Origin of the sequence: Mesorhizobium sp. M1088, from assembly GCF_040318575.1 — a bacterium.
In the GTDB taxonomy this organism is placed as follows: domain Bacteria; phylum Pseudomonadota; class Alphaproteobacteria; order Rhizobiales; family Rhizobiaceae; genus Mesorhizobium.
Genome location: NZ_JAMYMO010000010.1, coordinates 30,403 through 50,444, shown reverse-complemented (window position 1 = coordinate 50,444; position 20,042 = coordinate 30,403). Strand labels below are relative to the sequence as shown.

At 62.3% G+C, this 20,042-nt stretch carries 24 protein-coding genes and 1 pseudogene; 17 read left to right on the top strand and 8 right to left on the bottom strand.

Annotation, left to right across the window (positions count from 1 at the left end):
* Positions 1 to 3 precede the first annotated feature (3 nt).
* The 4 genes from NKH49_RS15060 to NKH49_RS15045 are packed head-to-tail and all read left to right on the top strand — an operon-like array spanning position 4 to position 3,180.
* Positions 4 to 729, top strand: a complete 726-nt coding sequence (locus tag NKH49_RS15060; RefSeq protein ID WP_352501595.1) for a DUF2259 domain-containing protein — start codon at positions 4 to 6, stop codon at positions 727 to 729.
* Between the two features lie 11 nt (positions 730 to 740).
* On the top strand, positions 741 to 1,241 hold the full coding sequence (locus NKH49_RS15055; protein ID WP_352818127.1) for a hypothetical protein: 501 nt from the start codon (positions 741 to 743) through the stop codon (positions 1,239 to 1,241).
* Positions 1,242 to 1,300: 59 nt separating this feature from the next.
* The gene (purB, locus tag NKH49_RS15050; RefSeq protein WP_352818124.1) at positions 1,301 to 2,608 is read left to right on the top strand and encodes an adenylosuccinate lyase; all 1,308 of its coding nucleotides are present in this window, start codon (positions 1,301 to 1,303) and stop codon (positions 2,606 to 2,608) included.
* Positions 2,608 to 3,180, top strand: a complete 573-nt coding sequence (locus NKH49_RS15045; RefSeq protein WP_352818121.1) for an alpha/beta hydrolase — start codon at positions 2,608 to 2,610, stop codon at positions 3,178 to 3,180. Before purB ends, NKH49_RS15045 begins: the two co-directional genes overlap by 1 nt.
* 1 nt (position 3,181) lies before the next feature.
* On the opposite strand, the gene NKH49_RS15040 is transcribed toward NKH49_RS15045, so the two are convergent.
* The gene (locus tag NKH49_RS15040; RefSeq protein ID WP_352766797.1) at positions 3,182 to 3,994 is read right to left on the bottom strand and encodes a VOC family protein; all 813 of its coding nucleotides are present in this window, start codon (positions 3,992 to 3,994) and stop codon (positions 3,182 to 3,184) included.
* Positions 3,995 to 4,268: 274 nt separating this feature from the next.
* Between NKH49_RS15040 and NKH49_RS15035 the strand changes: the two genes are divergently transcribed.
* Positions 4,269 to 4,817: an RBBP9/YdeN family alpha/beta hydrolase gene (locus NKH49_RS15035; RefSeq protein WP_352818118.1), complete on the top strand. Its 549-nt coding sequence runs from the start codon at positions 4,269 to 4,271 to the stop codon at positions 4,815 to 4,817.
* On the opposite strand, the gene NKH49_RS15030 is transcribed toward NKH49_RS15035, so the two are convergent.
* Positions 4,814 to 5,587 (bottom strand): HpcH/HpaI aldolase family protein, encoded by a 774-nt coding sequence (locus NKH49_RS15030; RefSeq protein ID WP_352449404.1) that lies wholly within the window; start codon positions 5,585 to 5,587, stop codon positions 4,814 to 4,816. The two genes, NKH49_RS15035 and NKH49_RS15030, sit on opposite strands and share 4 nt — an antisense overlap.
* A 118-nt stretch (positions 5,588 to 5,705) precedes the next feature.
* Entirely contained in the window at positions 5,706 to 6,026 is a 321-nt protein-coding gene (locus tag NKH49_RS15025) for a DUF1476 domain-containing protein (protein ID WP_023674726.1), read from the bottom strand.
* Between the two features lie 270 nt (positions 6,027 to 6,296).
* Here NKH49_RS15025 and purC point away from each other — a divergent pair, with 270 nt between their 5' ends.
* The 6 genes and pseudogenes from purC (at position 6,297) to NKH49_RS14995 (ending at position 9,799) form a co-directional block, all read left to right on the top strand.
* A complete protein-coding gene (purC, locus tag NKH49_RS15020; RefSeq protein WP_023674725.1) occupies positions 6,297 to 7,091 on the top strand; it encodes a phosphoribosylaminoimidazolesuccinocarboxamide synthase in 795 nt (264 codons plus the stop codon).
* 40 nt (positions 7,092 to 7,131) lie between these two features.
* Positions 7,132 to 7,374, top strand: coding sequence for a phosphoribosylformylglycinamidine synthase subunit PurS (gene purS, locus NKH49_RS15015; protein ID WP_352501590.1), 243 nt, complete (start codon positions 7,132 to 7,134; stop codon positions 7,372 to 7,374).
* 1 nt (position 7,375) lies between these two features.
* A complete protein-coding gene (purQ, locus tag NKH49_RS15010; RefSeq protein WP_352449402.1) occupies positions 7,376 to 8,044 on the top strand; it encodes a phosphoribosylformylglycinamidine synthase subunit PurQ in 669 nt (222 codons plus the stop codon).
* A gap of 31 nt (positions 8,045 to 8,075) precedes the next feature.
* Positions 8,076 to 8,741 (top strand): glutathione S-transferase family protein, encoded by a 666-nt coding sequence (locus NKH49_RS15005; protein ID WP_352818113.1) that lies wholly within the window; start codon positions 8,076 to 8,078, stop codon positions 8,739 to 8,741.
* A gap of 2 nt (positions 8,742 to 8,743) precedes the next feature.
* A complete protein-coding gene (locus NKH49_RS15000; protein WP_352449400.1) occupies positions 8,744 to 9,154 on the top strand; it encodes a hypothetical protein in 411 nt (136 codons plus the stop codon).
* Between the two features lie 4 nt (positions 9,155 to 9,158).
* Positions 9,159 to 9,799, top strand: a pseudogene (locus tag NKH49_RS14995) (Pr6Pr family membrane protein).
* Between the two features lie 26 nt (positions 9,800 to 9,825).
* Here NKH49_RS14995 and NKH49_RS14990 read toward each other — a convergent pair.
* Positions 9,826 to 10,071: a DUF1127 domain-containing protein gene (locus tag NKH49_RS14990; RefSeq protein ID WP_352818110.1), complete on the bottom strand. Its 246-nt coding sequence runs from the start codon at positions 10,069 to 10,071 to the stop codon at positions 9,826 to 9,828.
* Between the two features lie 93 nt (positions 10,072 to 10,164).
* Here NKH49_RS14990 and NKH49_RS14985 point away from each other — a divergent pair, with 93 nt between their 5' ends.
* The 4 genes from NKH49_RS14985 (at position 10,165) to NKH49_RS14970 (ending at position 15,037) form a co-directional block, all read left to right on the top strand.
* Complete coding sequence (locus NKH49_RS14985) at positions 10,165 to 11,577, top strand: aminotransferase-like domain-containing protein (protein WP_352818107.1); 1,413 nt, start codon at positions 10,165 to 10,167, stop codon at positions 11,575 to 11,577.
* Positions 11,578 to 11,725: 148 nt separating this feature from the next.
* Entirely contained in the window at positions 11,726 to 13,963 is a 2,238-nt protein-coding gene (gene purL, locus NKH49_RS14980) for a phosphoribosylformylglycinamidine synthase subunit PurL (RefSeq protein WP_352818104.1), read from the top strand.
* Between the two features lie 85 nt (positions 13,964 to 14,048).
* A complete protein-coding gene (locus tag NKH49_RS14975) occupies positions 14,049 to 14,282 on the top strand; it encodes a BolA/IbaG family iron-sulfur metabolism protein (protein WP_023674714.1) in 234 nt (77 codons plus the stop codon).
* 20 nt (positions 14,283 to 14,302) lie between these two features.
* On the top strand, positions 14,303 to 15,037 hold the full coding sequence (locus NKH49_RS14970; protein WP_352541435.1) for a class I SAM-dependent methyltransferase: 735 nt from the start codon (positions 14,303 to 14,305) through the stop codon (positions 15,035 to 15,037).
* Positions 15,038 to 15,039: 2 nt separating this feature from the next.
* Here the strand turns inward: NKH49_RS14970 and NKH49_RS14965 are convergent, their stop codons facing one another.
* Entirely contained in the window at positions 15,040 to 15,834 is a 795-nt protein-coding gene (locus NKH49_RS14965; protein WP_352474643.1) for a phosphodiester glycosidase family protein, read from the bottom strand.
* 163 nt (positions 15,835 to 15,997) lie between these two features.
* Between NKH49_RS14965 and grxD the strand changes: the two genes are divergently transcribed.
* Both grxD and NKH49_RS14955 read left to right on the top strand, forming a co-directional pair.
* Complete coding sequence (grxD, locus tag NKH49_RS14960) at positions 15,998 to 16,333, top strand: Grx4 family monothiol glutaredoxin (RefSeq protein WP_023674712.1); 336 nt, start codon at positions 15,998 to 16,000, stop codon at positions 16,331 to 16,333.
* A gap of 207 nt (positions 16,334 to 16,540) precedes the next feature.
* Entirely contained in the window at positions 16,541 to 17,740 is a 1,200-nt protein-coding gene (locus NKH49_RS14955; RefSeq protein WP_502893744.1) for a multidrug effflux MFS transporter, read from the top strand.
* Between the two features lie 19 nt (positions 17,741 to 17,759).
* Here the strand turns inward: NKH49_RS14955 and NKH49_RS14950 are convergent, their stop codons facing one another.
* The 3 genes from NKH49_RS14950 to ttcA are packed head-to-tail and all read right to left on the bottom strand — an operon-like array spanning position 17,760 to position 19,921.
* Complete coding sequence (locus NKH49_RS14950; protein WP_352501584.1) at positions 17,760 to 18,167, bottom strand: UCP034077 family protein; 408 nt, start codon at positions 18,165 to 18,167, stop codon at positions 17,760 to 17,762.
* 49 nt (positions 18,168 to 18,216) lie between these two features.
* Positions 18,217 to 19,044 carry an inositol monophosphatase family protein gene (locus NKH49_RS14945; protein WP_352834868.1) on the bottom strand — a complete coding sequence of 276 codons (828 nt, stop codon included), beginning with the start codon at positions 19,042 to 19,044 and terminating at the stop codon, positions 18,217 to 18,219.
* Positions 19,034 to 19,921 (bottom strand): tRNA 2-thiocytidine(32) synthetase TtcA, encoded by an 888-nt coding sequence (gene ttcA, locus NKH49_RS14940; RefSeq protein WP_352738028.1) that lies wholly within the window; start codon positions 19,919 to 19,921, stop codon positions 19,034 to 19,036. The genes NKH49_RS14945 and ttcA overlap by 11 nt, the downstream gene beginning before the upstream one ends.
* Positions 19,922 to 20,042: the final 121 nt, after the last annotated feature.

Here is a 20,042-nt window from a genome sequence, read left to right as displayed (position 1 = left end):
CCCATGCGAAATCTTGCCCTGTTTGCAGTCTGCCTGCTTGCCCCGCTTGCAACTTTGGCCGCCGCCTTCGCAGGCGATGTCGCCGAGCTTGAGATCCTCGGCTTCAGCAGTGATGGCGGGGTCTTTGCCTTCGAGGAATACGGCGTCCAGGACGGATCGGGATTTCCCTATGCGACACGCTATTATATCGACACGGCCGACGACAGTTTCCTGAAGGGCTCGCCGATACGTGTCCGGCTCGACGACGAGAATGCCACGGTGGCCGCAGCGCGGCTGCAGGCCCGGCAAAGGGGCGAAGCGATCGTCAGTCAGGCGGAACTCACGGCAAATCGCGGCATCACCGCCGGCTTCAACCCGGTGACCGAGCTTTCTGCCGATCCCTTCCGCATGGTGGTCAATCCGCGCCCGATCTTCTCGCCGGTCGACGATCCGCTCGAGTTCCGGCTCGACCAGATCGGCATGAATGACACCGAACGCTGCCAGAGCCAGGGCGAGATCAACGGCTTTCGCCTGCTGCGCATCGAGGCGAAGGATGGCGGCCAGACGAGGATCATTCACGAGGACAAATCGATCCCGCAAAGCAGAGGCTGTCCGAATGGCTACCAGATCGGCGCGGTTCAGACATTTTCGCTGGATAGCCTCAGCGCCTATGCCGTGCTGATCGCGGTGCGCCAATACGGCTTCGAAGGGCCGGACTATCGCTGGATCGCGGTAACCGGTCGCCTGTGAAGTTCCCCGCCATGCGCTATCGCGCCCTGCATCGTCTCCGCCGCTCCTTGCCGCCGCTGCGCACGGCATTTGCCGGTGCCTTGTTGTGGGCCATGGCGATGGGCGCCAGCGCGCTGCTCAATCTGCTGTTGTACGATTGGGAGACCCCGGCGAAGGTCCGCTTCGTCTCGCTGCTTTATGCTGCCGGCGGCGCGCTGGCCTTCCCGGTTGGGCTGTTTCTGGCGCGGCTCGTCTCGCTCGGACGCCACTGGGAAATCGCCCTCGCCGCCGCCTTCGTCTGCCTTCTCGCCGCGACAATTACCTTCACCGGCGGCCTCTTTGGGCTGCAATACCGCTCCTACTATGTCCAATGGCATGCACCCGCGCTCACCATCACCTGGGTTTTCCAGTTCGTGTTCACGATGTTGACGGCGCTTTACCAGTTCGTCGTCCTCGGCATCCGGCTGTATTTTCCGCTCGGTTTCGTTGCACTCGCTGTCGCCAGTGTCTGGTTTGCGCGCCAGCAACGTTGAGCATTTTGCCTGCCTCTGTTAGGACGCGGGCAAATGCTCTCGCAAGTCAGGACCGACTGATGATCCCTCGCTACTCCCGGCCGGAAATGGTGGCCATCTGGTCGCCCGAAACCCGGTTCCGCATCTGGTTCGAGATCGAGGCCTACGCCTGCGACGCATTGGCCGAGCTCGGCGTCATCCCGAAGGAGGCCGCCGAGACCATCTGGGAGAAAGGCGGGGCGGCAAAATTCGATGTCGAAGCCATCGACGAGATCGAGCGGGTCACCAAGCATGACGTCATCGCCTTTCTCACCCATCTCGCCGAATTCGTCGGGCCGGATGCCCGCTTCATCCACCAGGGCATGACATCCTCCGACGTTCTCGACACCTGTTTTGCCGTGCAGCTCACCCGCGCCAGCGACATCCTGCTGGCCGACATTGACGAGCTGCTTGCGGCGCTCAAGCGCCGCGCCTTCGAGCACAAGGACACTGTCACCATCGGCCGCAGCCACGGCATCCATGCCGAGCCGACCACCTTCGGCGTCAAGCTGGCGCAGGCCTATGCCGAATTCTCGCGTTGCCGCGAGCGGCTGGTGCACGCACGCGAGGACATCGCCACCTGCGCCATCTCGGGTGCGGTCGGCACCTTCGCCAATATCGACCCCTACGTCGAAGAATACGTGGCCAAGAAACTCGGACTGAAGCCCGAGCCGGTGTCGACGCAGGTGATTCCGCGCGACCGCCATGCGATGTTCTTCGCCACGCTCGGCGTCATCGCCTCGTCGATCGAGCGGCTGGCGATCGAGGTGCGCCATCTGCAGCGCACCGAGGTACTCGAAGCAGAAGAGTACTTTTCACCCGGCCAGAAGGGCTCGTCGGCGATGCCGCACAAGCGCAACCCGGTGCTGACCGAGAACCTCACCGGCCTTGCCCGCATGGTGCGCTCCTTCGCATTGCCGGCAATGGAGAATGTGGCGCTCTGGCACGAACGCGACATCTCGCATTCCTCGGTCGAGCGCATGATCGGGCCCGACGCGACGGTGACGCTCGATTTCGCGCTCTCACGCCTGACCAGCGTCGTCGACAAACTGCTAGTCTACCCCGACAACATGCTGAAGAACATGAACAAATTCCGCGGCCTCGTGCATTCGCAGCGCGTGCTGCTGGCGCTGACGCAAGCCGGCGTTTCGCGCGAGGACGCCTACCGGCTGGTGCAGCGCAACGCCATGAAGGTGTGGGAGCAAGGCGCTGATTTTCTTGAGGAACTTCTGGCCGACAAGGACGTTGTCGCAGCCTTGCCCGAGGCCGAGATCCGCGAGAAATTCGACTTGGGCTATCATACCAAGCACGTCGATACGATCTTTAGCCGAGTGTTTGGAGAAGCCTGATGATTTCGTCGGCCGGAGATTTCGATTTCCTTGCCCTGCCCGGGCGCGGCAATTCCGGGCCGGATCATTGGATGTCGCATTGGTGCCGGGTGTTCCCCAATTCGAGCCGCGTGCTGCAGGCCGAGTGGGACCGGCCAAAGCCTGAAGACTGGATCGGCCAGGTGGATGCCGCGGTGGCCGCCGCACCGCGCCGCGTCGTGCTGCTTGCGCATTCGCTGGCGGTGGCGACGGCGGTGAAGTGGGCTGCCGGCGCCAGTCAAAGCCAACTCGACAAGGTCGCGGCGGCATTCCTGGTTGCCGCGACCAATGTCGAGGATGCCGATCCCTCATTCGACGCGGTGCGCCCGTTCGCGCCGATGCCGCTGAAGCGCCTGCCCTTCCCGACATTGGTGGTGGCGAGCCGCAGCGACCCACGCGTCACCTTCGACAAGGCGACCGCCTTCGCCGCAGCCTGGGGTGCCGAACTCGCCGATGCGGGCGATCTCGGCCATATGGGAAACGAGGCCCGCCTCGGCCTGTGGCCGGCGGGCCTGCTCATGCTTGGCCGCTTGCTCGAAAAAGCAGACCTCTAACCTACGCCTTACCGGGAACCGTCCTTATCACCGTGCCCCACGGATCCTCGCGGGTGGTCTCGCTTGCGGCATTGTCCGAGCGCATCTCGACCCAGGCCAAGCCGGAGCGGGCGGGATCGCGGCGACCGGCGCCCGCGCTCTGCCACGCATTTGCGCCAATGTGGTGATGATAGCCGCCGGACGACAGGAACACCGCCGCGCCACCGTACTTTGCCACTGTGTCGAAACCGAACTCCTGATGCCACCATGCTTCGGCTTCTTCCGGCCTGCCGACCCGCAAATGGACGTGGCCGATAATGCTGTTTTCCGGCGCGCCCTGCCAGCCGGTGTCGCCGGCCGGCACCTCGGCAACAACCGACGGAATGTTCAGCCGCTCCGTCGCCATCGCTATCTTGTCACCGTTCCATTTCCAGTCCTGCGGACGGCGGTCGGCATAGATCTCGATGCCGTTGCCTTCCGGATCGGTTAGGTAAAGAGCCTCGCTGACCAGATGATCGGATGCGCCCTCGATGCCGATCTTGCCGGCGATGGCGTGATTGATCCAGCGGCCGAGATCGGCCCGGCTGGGTAGCAGGAAGGCGGTGTGGAAAAGACCGGCGCTGCGCGGGTCATCGGGTTTCGCGGCCGGATCCGCTTCGATGTCGAGCAAAGGGCGATGGACTGCGCCGAGCGTAATCGTGCCGCCGGCGCGGCTCAGTTCCTGCAAACCGACGACTTTGCGATAGTAGGCAGCGAGATTGTCTGCATCGCGCGCCCGCAAGCCGACGCGGGCAACGCTGACCGGGGTCGTCGCGGCAAAAGGCAGTTCGCTCATCAAAGTGCTCCGTTCAGGCGGCGCTCGACAAGCTTCCAACACAGCAATCCGGCGCCATCAATCATTCTACGCCATGTCCGTGCCAAAATCTCGGAACAGCCATTCTTCTTTCCTGGCGACAGATCGTTGATCGCGATCGTTCACACAAGAGCGCAAGAAGCGAACAGGGTGTTCACAATAGCGAGCAGAACCGGGCTCATGAGCGGCCGTTTGCGTGTCGCTGTTTAGTTCATACCCGGTTGCACCCGACAGCGCCTCTCGCTACATGCGCGCCATGAAAGTCAGGGAAGCAGATATTCTCATCGTGCCGGGCTACACCAATTCCGGCCCTGATCATTGGCAGAGCCGCTGGCAGTCGAAACTATCGACAGCGCGCCGCGTCGAACAGGCGGAATGGTCGAAGCCGGTGCGCGAGGATTGGACGGCCGGTGTCGCCAAGGCGGTTAACGAGGCCGAGCGGCCGGTCGTCATCGTCGCCCATTCGCTTGGCGTCGCGGCGGTCATTCAAGCATTGCCTCGGTTCGAGAGGCCGGTCGCCGGCGCTTTCTTCGTGGCGCCGCCCGATGTCGCCAATCCAGAGATAAAGCCGAGGCACCTGATGACCTTCGGCCCCTATCCGCGCGACCCGCTGCCGTTTCCGTCGGTGGTGATCGCCAGCCGCAACGACCCGTTCTGCGCCTTCGGCGTCGCCGAGGACATTGCCGCGGCGTGGGGCTCGCTGTTCATCGACGCCGGGGATGCCGGTCATCTCAACACGAATTCCGGCTTCGGCCCCTGGCCTGAAGGCTCGATGACGTTCGCGAAATTCCTCACGGATCTCTAGGAAGCGATCGAATCCCTGACGCTGTTCAGCAGGGTCTTTGCCCCAAGCGAAATCAGCGAATGCTCGGAACCCATCGCCAGCAGCCGGTAACCCATCGACACCACGCGACCGGCGATGGCCGGTTCCATCACATAGATCGCCGCATGCTTGCCGGCTTTGCGGGTGCGGTCGGCGATCGAGGCGACGGTCCCCATCATGCTCTCCAGCGTCGAACTGACGGTGGTGCCCTTCGACCAGGCGATCGAGAAATCCGACGGGCCAAGGAATATCCCGTCGATGCCCGGCGTGTCGAGGATGCCGTCGAGTGAATCAAGCGCGGCCCGCGTTTCGACCATGGCGAACGCCATGGTGCGCTGGTTGCTGTCGCGCAGCCAGTCGGCATAGTCGCCCTTGCCATGGCGCGGAAAAGCATAGGTCGGGCCCCAGGAGCGCTCGCCGAGTGGCGGGTATTTCATTGCGGCAGCAAACAGCTTTGCGTCCGCCACCGAATTCACCATCGGGGCGATCACCGCCTCGGCGCCGAAGTCGAGCGCACGGCTGGCCATGTCGAAGCGGCCGACCGGGATGCGTACCAAAGCCGGCTTGTTGGCGGCCAGCACCGGCACAAGCCCGCGCAGCACGCTGTCCTCGTGATGGCCACCATGCTGCATATCGAGCGTAACCGCGTCGAATCCTTGCCTGGCCAGTATCTCGACCGTCAAGGCATCCGGCACGCCGGACCATGCGGTGAACAGCGTCTCGTCGGCCGCAAGGCGTGACTTCAGGGACATTGGCGATTTCCTCTTTGCTTGCAGCAATTCAGCCGGAAATGACCGCAAAGGCAAAGAAAAACCGCCCGGTGAGGCCGGGCGGTCGATTGGTCCAGCATTCGAAGAGTATCGATGGGGATCAGGTGTTCTTGATCTGCTCGATCGCCTGCGCCATCAATTCATCCATGGTGCGGCGGATCTGATGGTCCGACTGGTCGATGCCGGCCGCATCGAAATCCTTGCGTATCTTGCGGAAAACGTCGTGATCGCCGGCTTCCTCGATGTCGCTGACGACCACTTCCCTGGCATAAGCGTCGGCATCGGCGCCGGACTTGCCGAGCTTTTCGGCAGCCCACAGGCCGAGCGCTCTGTTGCGGCGTGCCGCAGCCTTGAACCGAAGTTCCTCGTCGAATGCGAATTTGCGCTCAAAGCCCTCTTCGCGGTCTTTCATGCTGCTCATGGCATCCCTCCGTGAAATCCGATTCGTTGTGCCAATATGTGTTGCCGGAGCACAAACCAAAAGGGCGCCGGCCGGTCAATATGCTACATTGCTTGCTGCGCTGCGGCATTTCGGTGCCCGAAAGCGGTTGATTGAAAGGATTTGCCGATTGAGCAAACAGTGCGATTGGGATAGACACCGGCATTGAACCCCACCGTCGCCATCTTATTTTAGGCAGACGGACAGGAACTGGTCGCTTGCCGCCTGCCCGCAAATCCAGAGAAAAATCAGATGAAAAATCGCCGCCGCATTTATGAAGGCAAGGCCAAGATCCTTTATGAGGGACCGGAGCCTGGCACGCTGATCCAGTTCTTCAAGGACGACGCTACCGCTTTCAACAAGAAGAAGCATGAAATCGTCGATGGCAAAGGCGTGCTCAACAACCGCATTTCCGAGCACATCTTCAATCATCTCAACCGGATGGGCATTCCGACCCACTTCATCCGCCGGCTCAACATGCGCGAGCAGTTGATCAAGGAAGTCGAGATCATCCCGCTCGAAGTGGTGGTGCGCAACGTCGCCGCCGGCTCGCTGGCCAAGCGCCTGGGCATCGAGGAAGGCACCGTGCTGCCGCGCTCGATCATCGAATTCTATTACAAGGCCGATGCGCTCGACGATCCGATGGTCTCGGAAGAGCACATCACCGCCTTCGGCTGGGCGAGCCCACAGGAGATCGACGATGTCATGGCGCTGGCCATTCGCGTCAACGACTTCCTTTCCGGCCTGTTCATGGGCGTCGGCATCCAGTTGGTCGATTTCAAAATTGAATGCGGCCGCCTGTTCGAAGGCGATATGATGCGCATCGTCGTTGCCGATGAGATCTCGCCGGATTCCTGCCGGCTGTGGGACGTGGCGACGCAGGACAAGCTCGACAAGGACCGCTTCCGCCGCGACATGGGCGGGCTGGTCGAGGCTTATCAGGAAGTTGCCCGCCGTCTCGGCATCATGAACGAGAACGAGCCACCGCGTCCGGCCGGGCCGGTGCTCGTCGCATCGACCGACGGCGTCAAAGGCAAGCCGCACTGACGGCTTGCCCGCTCAACAGATGAACAGGAACATGTCCAGCGTGATCAAGGCCCGCATTACCGTAACCCTCAAGAACGGCGTGCTAGACCCACAAGGCAAGGCAATCGAGCATGCGCTGTCCGCAATGGGTTTCGGCGGCATCGGCCAGGTGCGGCAAGGCAAGGTTTTTGATATCGAACTTGCCGAGAGCGACAAGTCCAAGGCCGAAGCGGATCTGAATGCCATGTGCGACAAGCTTCTGGCGAATATGGTGATTGAGAATTACGCGGTGGAGATCGCCTGAGGTGAAATCAGCCGTCGTCCTGCTCCCCGGCCTCAATCGCGACCGCGACATGATCGCGGCGCTGACCAAGATTTCCGGCACGCCGCCGGTCACCGTCTGGCAGACCGACACCGAAATTCCCGATGTCGACCTGATCGCCATTCCCGGCGGCTTTTCGTTCGGCGATTATCTGCGCTGCGGCGCGATTGCCGCGCGCATGCCAGTAATGCGGGCGGTGGCCGAAAAGGCGGCCATGGGCGTTACGGTCATCGGCGTCTGCAACGGCTTCCAAATCCTGGTCGAGGCCGGCCTGCTGCCGGGCGCATTGATGCGCAATACCTCGCTGAAATTCGTCTGCCGTCAGGTGAAGCTGCAGATCGCCAACGCCAACACGATGTTTACCCGCCGCTATCAGCCGGGCCAGATCATCCGCGCGCCGGTGGCGCACCATGACGGCAATTATTTTGCCGATGCCGAAACGCTGGCCCGCCTCGAAGGCGAAGGCCAGGTGGTGTTCCGCTATGCCGTAGGCACCAATCCCAACGGCTCGATCAACGACATTGCCGGTATCGTCAACGGCCGCGGCAATGTGCTCGGCCTGATGCCGCATCCCGAGAACCTGATCGAAGCGGCGCATGGCGGCAGCGACGGCCGGGCGCTGTTCGAAAGCGCGCTGGGCATCGCCGCTTGATGCCTTCAATTTTCCTCCTGGAGCGACGGTCATGAAACTCTATTCGCGGCCGTTGTCGCCCTATTCGTCGATCGTGCGGGCGTTGGCCTACATCAAGAACGTGCCGCTCAAGCTCATTGCACCGCCGCCGGGGTTTCCCATCCCCGAGGCATTTCGTGCCATCTCGCCGCTCAACAGGATTCCGGTGCTGATCACCGGTTCCGGCGAAACGATCGTCGAATCGGTAGTCATTGCCGAATATCTGGAGGAGCGTTTCCCCGAGCCGGCGCTGCTGCCCAAGGATACGAAAGACCGGGCGTTGGTGCGCATGTTCGCCCGCATTACCGACCTCGACGTGCTCGCCCCGACCATGAAGCTGTTCGAACTCTATTTCGTGCCGCAGCGCAATGAGGCGGAGATCAAGGCACAGTTCGCCCGATTGCATCACGGGCTTGCGGTAATCGAGGCCCGCATGGCGCATGGCCCGTTCGCGCTCGGCGACGACATCTCCTTTGCCGATGCGTGGTTGACGCCGACCCGGTTCGTCTTCAACAATTTCAGGACAACGATCGGCCGCCCCGATTTGCTTGACGCCTATCCGAAATTCGATGCCTACGAGCAAATCGCCTTGCAGCATCCGGCGCTGTCGCGCGTCTGGGGTGAGATGACAGACGGTCTGAAGATCTTTCTGTCCGAACTCGAGATGGGCGCCGCTTGAACATGACACCGACGACCACGCGCCTCGCCGTCGCTACTGCCGCCGGGCTTGTACTCGCCTCATGCCAGTCAGGCCCGAAGAGCACGCCGGCGCCAGCGGGCAAGAGCGCGTCACTGCTTGCCATGGAACAGGTGGCAATCGCTGCCCACAAATGCTGGATCGCCAGCAAGGACCCTGCCTTCAAATCTTACCAGATGGCCAACGAACTGAATTCGTTTAGCGGCACGCCCCGTTTCCTGCTGGTGCCGGCCAAACATTATGGTGGAAAGCCGTTGCTGGTCGTGCAAGCGCAAGGCAATTCGAGCCGCGTCGACGTGTTCGGCCCATTGATGGCGGAACCGCTCGGCGCGCGCATCGGCTCGGACATTGCCCGCTGGCAGGCGGGCAATCCGGCCTGCGGCGCTGCTGCCTAGCCCAATGGGTCGCGTGCTGCAGATCACCGGTCTGGTCGTCGGCCTGGCCGGGCTCGTCCTGCAGATCTGCATCACCGTCCCGGCATCAATGGAAGCCGGCCGCGGCTTTGGCGGCTCGCTGGTCTTCTATTTCAGCTTCTTCACCATCCTGACCAACATCGGCGCAGTGCTCGTCCATGCCTCGTTGCTGTCGTCGACGGGTTATGCCTGGTTTCCGGCCTTTGCCGCGCCACGGATGCGGGCGGGCGTAGCCGTCGCCATAACGCTGGTCCTCATCGTTTATGCAACGGTCCTGGCGCAGCTTTGGCAGCCGCAAGGGCTGTTCCTGCTCTGCGATGTGCTCCTGCACTATGTGACGCCGGTGTTGTTCGTGCTGTGGTGGCTTGTGGCAGGCGCCGACGGCTCGACGCGGTGGCGCGACATCTCCTGGTGGATGATCTATCCGATCGCCTATCTGGCCTACGCGCTGCTGCGGGCGCCGATTGCCGGTGAAGTGCCTACCCGTTCCTCGATCTCGCTAAGAACGGCGCGACCAGCGTCGCCGTCTCGGCTCTGGCCATCACCGGGCTCTTTCTGATGCTGTGCATTGTGGCGGTGCTTGTGGACCATGGTGTCACGCGGATCAGGGCGGCGGACATCCGCTAAAGTGCGATAGCGCCCCGTCGAACTCCTCAGTCCCAGAACGGCCTCAGACCTTCACGATGGGCATCGCAGCGCGAAATGCCGATATCCTTGAGCTGGGCTTCGGTCATCTCGAGCAGGACCAGCCGACTGCGGCGGCGATCCAGCAGGCTGTCGATCCATCGGACGAATGACGTGACCACTTGCACGAGCCGGCGAACATAGGATCTCCGGCCCGACGAGCGGCTTCCGGTCAATTCAACTGCCGCGTAGCGGATTGTCTCTATTGTACCCATTTTCTTTCTGCCAAGATTGCAATTGTGCCTTTTCGTACGGCCCGCTCCATATGTATTGACTCTCATTTCGGTGCAATGTAAAAAATTGTCACCATGACAACTTGGCTTCCAGACCTGACCGCCCGCACCGGCCCGCTCTATCAGCGGCTTGCCGATTCCATCGAGACGGACATCGACCGCGGCTTGATCCGTGCAGGGGCAAAGCTGCCGCCGCAGCGCGATCTGGCATACGACATCGGCACGACCGTCGGCACGGTCGGCAGGGCCTATCAATTGCTGCGCGAGCGGGGATTGGTCAGCGGCGAGGTCGGCCGCGGAACCTATGTTATCGCTCAACAGTCGGAGAGCGCAAAGCCGGATTTCCTGGGGCCGGTCGAACAAGGCACGCGCTGTATGGATGCGCCCGGCGACAAGCTGCGCTTCGATAGCACCGCCGCACCGGATGTCGGCCAGGGTGCCATCGTCGCCGATGTGTTGACACGCACGGCGCAAGACCATCCGCATGAGATTTCAAGCTATACTCGTGATTTCCCGGACCGCTGGTTCGAAGCGGGCAGGCGCTGGCTGTCGCGCAATTCCTATCGCCCGGCGGCGGATGCAATCGTTCCCACGCTCGGCACCCACGCCGCGGTGATGGCAACCATTGCGGGGCTCACCGCCCCCGGCGACTATGTCGTCTTCGAGCACCTCACCTATTCGCAGATCTCGCGCAGTGCCGGCCTGATCGGTCGCCGGACCGCACTGGTGGCGACTGACGACGAGGGCATCGATCCCCAGGATTTCGAGCGCGTCTGCGCACAAAAGCACCCGAAGATGATGTTTTTGATGCCGACGGCCAAGAACCCGACGCTGACAACGCTGTCGGCATCGCGCCGCGAGGCAATCGCGCATGTCGCCCGTCAATATAACGTCGTCCTGATCGAGGACGATCTCTATGGCGGACTGACCGATGACCCAACGCCTTTAATGGCCGAATATGCTCCCGAACGGACCATCGTTGCCGGCGGCCTGTCGAAATCGGTTGCGGCGGGTGTTCGCGGCGGCTGGCTCGCTTGCCCGCCGGCCTATCGTCACCGCATCCGGGTTGCCCACAAGATGATGACGGGCGGCCTGCCCTTTCTGCTGGCGGAGGTGGGCAGCCGGCTGGTGCTGTCCGGTCAGGCCGCTGAGGTGCGCAAGCGCAGCATTGCCGAGATCGGTGCGCGCATCGCGATCGTGCGCGAGACACTCGACGGCTTCGATTTCAAGGCGCTGGATAACGTGCCGTTCGTCTGGCTCACTTTGCCGGACCCATGGCTTTCCGGCACTTTCAAGCAGGCCTGCCTTGAACATGGCGTGCTCATCGACGACGAGGACGAGTTCAAGGCAGGGCGTTCCGAACAGGCCTTTCACGGCGTGCGGTTTGGCATCTCGCAACCGCGACAGCGGGACGATATCGCGCACGGCGTCGCGGTAATCCGGCGGCTTCTGGACGAAGGCCGCGCCGGCTACGACAGCTTTTCCTGAACCGGCTTGAAACCGGCGGGTCGAGTGGCGATCTTTCGCAACTTGCGGTCAGCTGTTGCTTTCCATCGTTTTAGTCATCCAACGGGGTGTATCGGCTGCAACGCTTGCGATAAGACGGGACTCGATCTCAAGGACACAATTGCCGATCATGACCATTTCCAATTCCGTGCCGATCACTCCTGAACTCATTGCCGCGCACGGGCTGAAGCCCGACGAGTACCAGCGCATCCTCGACCTGGTCGGGCGCGAACCGAGCTTTACCGAACTTGGTATTTTTTCGGCGATGTGGAACGAGCATTGTTCCTACAAATCCTCGAAGAAGTGGCTGCGCACGCTGCCGACCACCGGGCCGCAAGTCATCCAGGGCCCGGGCGAGAATGCCGGCGTGGTCGACATTGGCGACGGCGACTGCGTCGTCTTCAAGATGGAGAGCCATAACCACCCCTCCTATATCGAGCCCTATCAGGGGGCTGCGACCGGCGTCGGCGGCATCCTGCGCGATGTCTTCACAATGGGCGCGCGGCCGATCGCGGCGATGAACGCGCTGCGCTTCGGCGCGCCGGACCATCCCAAAACCAGGCACCTCGTTGCCGGTGTCGTTTCCGGCGTCGGCGGCTATGGCAATTCCTTCGGCGTGCCGACGGTCGGCGGCGAGGTCAATTTTGACGCCCGCTACAATGGCAACATCCTGGTCAATGCCTTTGCGGCGGGGCTTGCCAAGACTGATGCGATCTTCCTGTCGGAAGCCAAGGGTGTTGGCCTGCCGGTGGTCTATCTCGGCGCCAAGACCGGGCGCGACGGTGTCGGCGGCGCCACCATGGCCTCGGCCGAGTTCGACGACAAGATCGACGAGAAGCGGCCCACCGTGCAGGTTGGCGATCCGTTCACCGAAAAATGCCTGCTCGAAGCCTGCCTCGAACTGATGGCGTCCGGCGCCGTTATCGCCATCCAGGACATGGGTGCCGCCGGCCTCACCTGCTCGGCGGTCGAGATGGGCGCCAAGGGCGACCTCGGCATCGAGCTCGATCTCGACAAGGTGCCGGTGCGTGAAGAGCGCATGAGCGCCTATGAGATGATGCTTTCGGAGAGCCAGGAGCGCATGCTGATGGTGCTGCGCCCCGAAAAGGAAAAACAGGCCGAGGCGATCTTCCACAAATGGGGCCTCGACTTTGCCATCGTCGGCAAGACTACCGACGATCTGCGCTTTCGCGTGCTGCACCAGGGCGACGAGGTCGCCAACCTGCCGATCAAGGATCTCGGCGATCAAGCGCCGGAATATGACCGTCCCTGGGTCGAGCCGAAGAAGCCGGCGCCGCTGGCCGGCGATGCACCGCAAGCCGATGTGGCTGACGCACTGCTCAAGCTGCTGAGCGGACCGGACCTTTCCTCGCGCCGCTGGGTCTGGGAGCAGTACGACACGCTGATCCAGGGTAATTCCCTGCAGCTTCCCGGCGGCGACGCCGGTGTCGTGCGCGTCGATGGCCACCCGACCAAGGCGCTCGCCTTCTCCTCCGACGTGACGCCGCGCTATTGCGAGGCCGACCCTTACGAGGGCGGCAAGCAGGCGGTTGCCGAATGCTGGCGCAATCTTACCGCCACCGGCGCTCTGCCGCTCGCGGCCACCGACAACCTCAATTTCGGCAATCCGGAACGGCCGGAGATCATGGGCCAGCTGGTTGGTGCTGTGAAAGGCATCGGCGATGCCTGCCGGGCGCTTGGCTTTCCGATCGTCTCCGGCAACGTCTCCCTCTATAATGAGACCAACGGACAGGGCATCCTGCCGACACCAACCATCGGCGGCGTCGGTCTGATTGCCGACTGGTCGAAAATGGTGCGCATCGGCTTTGCCGCCGAAGGCCAGATGATCGTGCTGGTCGGCGCGCCGACGATATGGGGCTCGCATCTTGGCCAGTCGGTCTATATGCGCGACATCTTTGGCCGCGCCGACGGCCCGCCGCCGCCGGTCGATCTCGGCCACGAGAAGCGGGTCGGCGACCATGTGCGGGCACTGATCGCCTCCGGTGTCGTTACCGCGGCGCATGACGTTTCCGATGGCGGCATCGCGGTAGCGCTGGCCGAGATGGCGATGGCCTCCGGCATCGGCGCGACCATCCCCGGCCTGATCGGCACAGATCCAATCCCCGTCTGGTTCGGCGAGGACCAGGGCCGCTATCTCTTGACGCTGTCGATCGACCCGCAGAGCGAGCAATGGGACGCCATTCGCGAACAACAAAACAAGCTCGGCGTTTTTGCGCCGTGGATCGGCTCGACCGGCGGCAGCGACCTGAAGCTGGGCGAGGCGCGTGCGATACCGGTCAGCGAATTGACCGCCGCCCACGAATCCTGGTTCCCTCGCTTCATGGCAAATGAGGTCGTGGACCCGTGATGTGATCGAGTGGGCCCTTTCCCTGTGGTTCATCCGCCATTTCGACCATATCTATGAGATCACGACCTGAACAAGGAATCCTCATATGGCAATGGACGCCCACGACATCGAACGGCTGATCAAGGAAGGCATTCCCGACGCCAAGGTGACGATTCGCGACCTGGCCGGCGACGGCGACCATTATGCGGCTGAGGTTGTGGCCGAAAGCTTTCGCGGGAAAAGCCGGGTCCAGCAGCACCAGATGGTCTATGACGCGCTGAAGGGCAATATGGGCGGCGTGTTGCACGCGCTTGCCCTGCAGACCAGCGTGCCGGACTAATTCTACGCAAGCGGGAAGTCATGGCCAAAGGCGACAGCGATCCGGTTGCAGTCAGTGCCTATGCTTCCTTCGCCGAGCGCTATGACGCGCTGGCGCCGATCAAGCCGCACAACGCCCTTTATGAACGGCCAGCCTCGCTGGAGTTGCTGGGCGACGTGACGGGTCTGAACATACTGGACGCCGGTTGCGGCTCCGGTATCTGCTCGGAAAAGCTGGCTGGCTCAGGTGCGCGGGTAAGTGCCTTCGACATTACGCCGGAAATGCTGGCTCTGGCACGTCAGCGATGCGCTGGGCTCGATGTCGATATCCGGCTTGGCAACCTCGAAAGGGCTCTCGACTGGCTCGCGGATGGCAGTTTCGACCGAATACTTTGCTCGCTGGCGCTCGACTATGTCGAAAAACTGGAGCCGGTATTCGCTGAGTTTCATCGCGTGGCCTGCCCGGGCGGCTGGCTGGTGTTCTCTATGGGCCATCCAATGCGCGACTGGCAGGACACGCGCACGCGCGGGACGAAAACCTATTTTGAAACGAATCGCTGGGGCATGTATTGGGGAGGTTTTGGGGAGCCCAAGCCCTATGTCGAATCCTATCGCAGGCCGCTCGGCGATATCCTCAACGGGCTTGCCGACACAGGCTGGACGCTCGATCGTTTCGTCGAGCCGGTTCCCGCGCCCGAGATGGAAATGGTCGACTCCAGGCATTTTGCCGAACTGAGTTTGGCGCCGGCATTCATATGCGTACGTGCGCATAAATAAATTCACCTTTTCGCCGACACGGCGATGATCGGCCCGACCGGATAGCTTCCACCCACAATCATCCGCTCGCCGTTCGACAGCGCCGAAACGACCCCGTCGAAGAAAAGCGCGTTGGGACAATTGAGCGCATCTCGAAACAGTCGCGCGAAGCTGCCGAGGCTGACCTCAGAGCGCGAGATCGCCAGCACGACAGTGTTTTCGTCACGCACGCCGATGCCATTGCGGATATAGCGCGATGTGCCGTTTTGCTCGAAGCGGGGATGAAGCCGGCCGTCGATCACCAGCATCGGGCCGGATTGCGTGGCAAACATCACGTCCAGTCTGGTCGCAGCATAGGCGCTTGTCTCCATGACCGCCGCCTTGCCGTCCTTCCGGACCAGGAAGACGCCATTCGGTTTCAGGAAGAAATTCCCTTCGCTGTCGGCGACGTTGATCGGCGCCTTCTCCCGGCCGTCTTCGACGAGAAGGCCGACCGGAGTCAGGTCTTGGTGATACATGCCGGCGTTCATGGCGAGCAGCACCGGCCGGCCATGATCCGCCATCGCCTTGTCGAATTTGTCCAGTGAACCGAAAGCCTTGCCGTCAAGGCCTGCATGGAACACACCGATGTCATAGTGGCGCAGATCGATTTCGCAGACGACATAGGCGACCGCCTCGAAGCTCGCGTCGCGGCACGGCGCCGGTAATTCACCGCCGACGACGAGAGATGGCTGTCTCGGCGACCTGGCCCACCAGATCAAGGACAGTGCGGCGAACAGAACGGCGAGGAGGAACCCGGCGAGATATCGTCTTTTCATCGCGCCTCGGGAAAGATGGTGGCCAACGCTCTTGGCCCAAGATCAGACGTTCCTTTGCGCCATTTGCATGGCAAGGCGGCAAACATCTTGTTTCGCGCAACCCATGGGTTTATTTGAAGGGTAATGTTCGAGCCTGACTCCCACAGGCATGAAAGGGTATTCCATGAGCGGCATCAACGACTACATCGACAATGAAGTGAAGGGCAACGACGTCGTTCTCTTCATGAAGGGCACGCCCGGCTTCCCGCAATGCGGATTTTCCGGCCAGGTCGTGCAGATCCTCGACTATATCGGCGCCGACTATAAGGGCGTCGACGTGCTGACGTCGGCCGAACTGCGGCAAGGCATCAAGGACTATTCCAACTGGCCGACCATCCCGCAGCTCTACGTCAAGGGCGAGTTCGTCGGCGGCTGCGACATCATCCGCGAGATGTTCCAGGCGGGCGAATTGCAGACCTTCCTCGTCGAAAAGGGCGTCAGCGTCAAAGGCGCCGCCTGACTTCTGTTTCTGCGTATGACCTTCCGCCTGCGATTTTCGGGGGTCATGCGCTAAGCGCCGGGGCAGCCCCCACCTTGGCAAAAAGTTCTGCCCGCTATCGGGCAATCAACGAATGGATGCGTCGGCCAGCCGGCGCATTTTCGTTTGAGGATCGGACTGGCCTTGGATCAGCAAGCACAAGCGCAGCAAAAGGCAAGCACCTTGCCCATTCCGCGCTGGGAATTCATTGCGCTGTGCGCGGCGCTGATGGCGCTCAATTCGCTGGCAATCGACATTATTTTGCCGGCGCTGCAGCAGATCGGCGCTTCGCTTGGCATCGAAAATGAAAACCACCGGCAATATGTTGTCACCGCCTATATCCTTGGCTTTGGCGGCGGACAGCTGTTCTTCGGGCCGATCTCGGACCGCTTCGGGCGCCGCGCGCCGCTTGTCGCAGGGCTGGTGATCTACGTCCTGGCGGCCGGCGCTGCGGCAATCGCCCCGTCATTCGCCACGCTTCTGCTATGCCGGGCGGTGCAAGGCATCGGCGCGGCGGCGACGCGCGTCATTGCCGTCTCGATCGTGCGCGATACGTTCGACGGAAGGCGCATGGCCGAAGTCATGTCCTTGATCTTCATGGTGTTCATGGCCATTCCGGTGGTGGCGCCCGGTATCGGCCAGTTCATCATGCTGTTTGCGACCTGGCATGTGATCTTCGTCACCATGGCAGCCGGCGCGCTGATCGTGTCCGCCTGGTCGCTGCTGCGCCTGCCCGAGACACTACACCCCGAATATCGCCGGCCGCTGACGCTGTCCTCCATCATCGGCGGCTTCCGCATCGTTCTCACCAACCGCATCGCGCTCTGCTATGCCTTCGCCAGCACCTTCATCTTCGGCGCCATGTTCGGCTTCATCGCCTCGGCCCAGCAAATCTATGTCAGCGTGTTCAATGTCGGCGAGATGTTCCCCGTCATCTTCGCGGGGGTTGCCGGCGTACTTGCTTTTTCGAACTACCTCAACTCGCGCCTCGTCGGCCGCATCGGCATGCGCCGTCTGTCGCAAAGCGCGCTGCTGCTGTTTCTGGCCATCAGCCTTGCCTGGCTGGTCGTTTCCATCGAAATAAAGATGCCGCTCTGGCTCTTCATTACTTTCTTTGCCTGCGCCATGGTCCCGTTCGGCGCGCTCGGCGCGAACTTCAACGCGCTTGCCATGGAGCCGCTGGGGCACCTGGCCGGCACTGCATCGTCGATCCTTGGGTTCATGCAGACATTTCTTGGCGGCATTCTCGGCACGCTGATCGGCCAAGCCTTCAACGGCACGGTGACGCCGCTGGCCGCCGGGTTCTGCAGCGTGTCGGTGGCGGCGCTGCTGATGATCCTGCTGGCCGAGCGCGGCAGACTGTTCCAGCCGCATAACCCGCCGGTCTAATGCACATTGCCGGGCGCGCCTAGGATGCACCCTCACTGACCGCGGTGAAGCGTGGGAACAGCGTACGTCCTGCGATTGCTCCACCCATGCTGTCCGAAACGGGCAGTGGGAGAGCCTTGTCGAGCGCCTCGAGGACGGAAGCCACGAAGGCCCGATTGAGTGGACCATCGTCCCCTAGATGGGAATAAGTGGCGCGCGGTTTGCCGATAAGCGTGCCGTTTCGGCGAATTGAGAACTGCAGCGTCAGGGTCATGCCCGCGGTTCCGGGCGGCGGCTTCCAACAGGCGAAGATCGCGGAGAACATCTCGTCTATGGTGTCGACGGAGTCGGGACTGCGACATGCGCGTTCCCCAGCGCTTGCTTCATTGACACCGGCAACCAAGGCAAGGGCAAAGGCCGTTGCAACAATTGCGGACCGAGGTTTCATTCGAGGTCTCCGGTTTCGCACAGGATTGGACAACTTTGGCAGCGAAGAGTTATTCCGCCCAGAGCTCGCGGCGCAGCTCCCGCCAGCTCTCCCGGTCCGGCGCGACCAGCAGGCCACCTCCGACATGCGACGGCAGATAGGCGCTGCCGTCGAAGCGCGCGGCATGGCCGCCCGCCTCCGCATGGATCAGCACGCCAGGCAGGTGATCCCAGGGCATCAGCTTGTTGTAGACGACGAAATGGCCGTGGCCGCTGGCCAGCAGGCGGTATTCGTGGGCGGCGCAGCGATAATTGAACTGCGATAGCGACTTGGTCTGGTTGCGCGCCAAACGTGAGCGGTCCGGCTCGGGCACGTAGTGCCATGAGACCGCACCGGTCATTTCCGACATCGGCGCCGGTTTGGCGACATGGACCTTTTCCAGATTGCCATGGGCATGGCGGATATGGCTGCCGGCGCCACTAACGCCGATCAGCCAATCCTTGCCGACGGGATCGTGAATGATGCCGACGACCGTCTCGCCCTTGACCACGACGCCAAGCATGACGCCGAACAGCGGCACGCCGGAGGCGAAGTTGAAGGTGCCGTCGACCGGGTCGATGACGAAGGCGAGTTCGGCATCGCCGAGACCGTCGAGCAGCGTCGGGTCGTCGGAGCAGGCCTCCTCGCCGACGATCATTGCGTGGGGATAACGCTGGCGCAGCCTGGCGGTGATGAGCCGTTCGGCATTGACGTCGGCCTCGGTGACGAGATCGGCGGCCGAGGTCTTGCGACGGACGTCGCCCTCGCTCAGCCGGCGAAAGCGCGGCATGATCTCGGCGACGGCGGCTTCCGACAGAAGGTCTGCAAGCCAGTCGATCGCGCTATCGTCAAATGTCATCGGGACGCCTGGTGGTGAGGGTTTCGTTGAGGGCGGCGAAATCGAACAGCTTCCTGTCGAGCAGATGCGAACGCCGCACATTGGTCATGGCGCGGATCATCGTGTCCTTGCGGCCGGGCATGCGCTTCTCGATGTCGTCGAGCATCGCCTTCATGGCGTTGCGCTGCAGGCCTTCCTGGCTACCGCACAGATCGCACGGAATGATCGGGAATTTCATGGCGCCGGCGAATTTCTCGAGATCCGCTTCCGCACAATAGGCGAGCGGCCGCAGCACCATGACATCGCCTTCGTCATTGAGCAGCTTCGGCGGCATGGCGGCGAGGCGTCCGCCATGGAACAGGTTCATGAAGAAGGTTTCCAGTATGTCCTCGCGGTGATGACCGAGCACCAGCGCCGAGCAGCCCTCCTCGCGGGCAATGCGATAGAGATGGCCGCGCCGTAGCCGCGAGCACAGCGAGCAATAGGTGCTGCCCTCGGCCAGCTTGTCGGTGACCACCGAATAGGTGTCCTGATATTCGATGCGATGCGGAATGGCATGGCTGTCGAGATAGTCGGGCAATATGTGCTTGGGAAAGTTCGGCTGGCCCTGGTCGAGATTGCAGGCCAACAGCTCGACCGGCAGCAGCCCGCGCCATTTGAGATCGAGCAGCACGGCAAGCAGGCCGTAGGAATCCTTGCCGCCCGACAGAGCGATCAGCCAACGGTCGCCGGGCCTCACCATGGCGAAATCGTCGATCGCCTGGCGGGCAAGCCGCAACAGCCGCTTGCGCAGCTTGTTGAACTCGACGGAGGACGGCACATCGGCAAACAGCGGATGAAAGCCGCCTTCGGTGTCGGCGACCGGTTCGAGTGTTTCGGCGTCTGGCAGCATATTCATGGCGCGTCCGCCCCAAGATCCTGTTGCCGCAGTAGCGCATCGGACCGAAAACCGAAATCGATTTCGGAATCACGCCGCGGAAAAGGAACGAAAAAAGAAAGGCCGCCTCGACGGGCGGCCT